This window comes from Bradyrhizobium sp. SZCCHNRI20481, assembly GCF_032485055.1.
Classification (GTDB): domain Bacteria; phylum Pseudomonadota; class Alphaproteobacteria; order Rhizobiales; family Xanthobacteraceae; genus Bradyrhizobium.
Genome location: NZ_JAUEUE010000035.1, coordinates 1 through 2,262, shown reverse-complemented (window position 1 = coordinate 2,262; position 2,262 = coordinate 1). Strand labels below are relative to the sequence as shown.

General features: G+C 53.3%; 1 protein-coding gene. It reads left to right on the top strand.

The window, feature by feature from the left end; genetic code table 11:
- Nucleotides 1-307: 307 nt before the first annotated feature.
- Entirely contained in the window at nt 308-1,198 is an 891-nt protein-coding gene (locus tag QX132_RS32970; protein WP_316163876.1) for a hypothetical protein, read from the top strand.
- Nucleotides 1,199-2,262: the final 1,064 nt, after the last annotated feature.

Genomic DNA, 2,262 nt, shown 5'->3' with positions numbered 1-2,262 from the left:
GGTGATGATCCGCCGGCGACGGGGGCAAGACAGCCGGTCCCCGAGGAGAGCACGTATAAGCGTTAACACCATCGCGCAGGGAAGGCCGGATGATCGGCTCAGAACCTGCGGTGATTGCCGCCTTTTTTCTGCAGACGGACCACGGATGCAGCCATCCCCTGACCTTCCCTGTGCCCGGCCCTTGAGGAGAGTTATACGCTTGACAAAAACGGGTGAAATTCGGAGCTCCGTTGACCGTCATCCCGGCGCAGCTTCAGGAGTTGTGATAACGTCTCTATTCGACTCGGAATCGAGGAGGCACGCTCCCGTGAAACGTTTAGAAGTATTGGACCTGTTCGAATTGGCGGAGGCCTTTTCTACGGCTCGCACGTCGTTTTCCGCGGAGAAGGCCAAAGGGTCAGACATTTTCTTTCCTGCTGTCCAGCTTGAAAATATGCTTCGAAAGTTTGAGTCTGATCAAACGGCTTTCCCTTTAACGAGGGATAGCGCCAGGCAGGTGCTAACGGCGCTCCAGACAGACATATGGCCTCACTATTGGGATGATGTCTCGCGGCAAAAATTGAAGTCCAATGCTTTTGAGCAAGAGTTTCAAAGCTGGAGCTTCTATTCGACGCGATCCAAGATGGATGAGTTTCGCCACGTTTTGGCGGCCGAATGCAGGAAATCAGAGACCTACTTCATAGATAAAAAAGTCGGTTTTGATATATCGACGCTATTACACACGGCCGAAGAGAATCTTCATGCTGAAGCATTGGCCGTTCTGCCGTCCGGCGTTAGGGATGAGGTTCGTTCTGCCGGCCGCTGTTTAGCACTAGAATGCTATACGGCGTGCGGTTTCCACATACTTCGCGGTCTTGAGGTCGTGATGGCTGCTTACTATAAGCAGATCAGCAGCAAGGATAAAGCGTTCCGTAGCTGGCATGATTATGTTGAAGCGCTCACCGACTTGGAGCAGGCCGACGAAAACGGAATAAAGCCGAGGTTTCCTTCTCCCAAGGTGGCTGCAATGCTGGATCGAATGCGGCAGCTTGACCGCAATCCGTTGATGCATCCGAGTGATACCCTGGATGAAATGGCGGCCGACACTCTGTTCAAGCTTAGTATCGTAACCATGACAGAGCTTGCAAAGGATATGCGCGATCACGCTGGCCAGACCGAAATGAAGTTGGTGACCGGCATTATCGCGGCGGCAGAATGACGAACTAAGATCAACAGACGAAAGCAAGCGCCTGATCGGCGCGCTCGTGCGAATACTAAGGGCAAAACCGCATGAGGAAATGAAACTTGGCAATAGGCTTCCAAGTGCCCCCAGAGAGTGACGAGCGAAAATAGCAGATTCTTTTTCGTCGCGAATCACCTAAACGAAAACGGCGGCTCGGTGGTGAGACCGAAGCCGCCGAAACTTACGGGTTACTTAGAACCCTTGGGTTTTTTGATGGTCTCAACGACGTGTGTGTTGGGTTTCCCCTTCGCCGTTTTGACCGTGGTGAAGCGACCAGTGATGGCGCTACGACCGATGCGAGCCATATCAATACACCTCCTTCCGGGGCTGTGGCCCTCTGTGCAGCCATTGCCACTCGGTCGGATAGGCGAATCAGGTATTCTCGCAAGACGATTAGTGACTCAAATTGCCGACTAGGGCGAGTCTTTTTGACAACACTTCCACTTCAGAAGGCGCTCTTCAGCCGCTTGGGATGGACAATTTTCGTGAGTCCAAAGGTAGGTCAGGCCCTTGCCCTCGATACCTTTGAGAGCATTAGCCGTTACTCCCCAACAGCAGTGCCAAGGATGTGGATTGTTGCAGCTCCGCAAAGTGACACTTAGATGGACTTGGCTGACGTGGTCATGATGCCCGTTTCAAAAGGCGCGAACCAATACGTTCAACGAGCGCATGAACAATTTGCGGCCCATTCCCCAGTCTTCCTGCCATCGTGCTTGTCAAAAATGGCAGCGTGCCGAACTGCGTCCCCATCAGTTGGATTGGCCGACTTGGCGCCGGCACGGTGAGGCGCACGCGCGCGCCAGGACAACTTCAATACTTTTCAGAGAATGCGCGGCATGACTAGAATGAAGCGGGTTGGCCGAGAAGATCGAGCCGGCGGCCAGCGCCGACTTATTGGAGCCTGCCGCGCCGCTGTCAAGGATTTCTGAAAAATATAAATCACTTTACGATTTTTAAAATCACGCTTATGATGCCCGCGTTTCGTTGCACGGCAGGGGACGTATCGCGATCGTCACGGACGTTGGCAGCGAAATGCGATG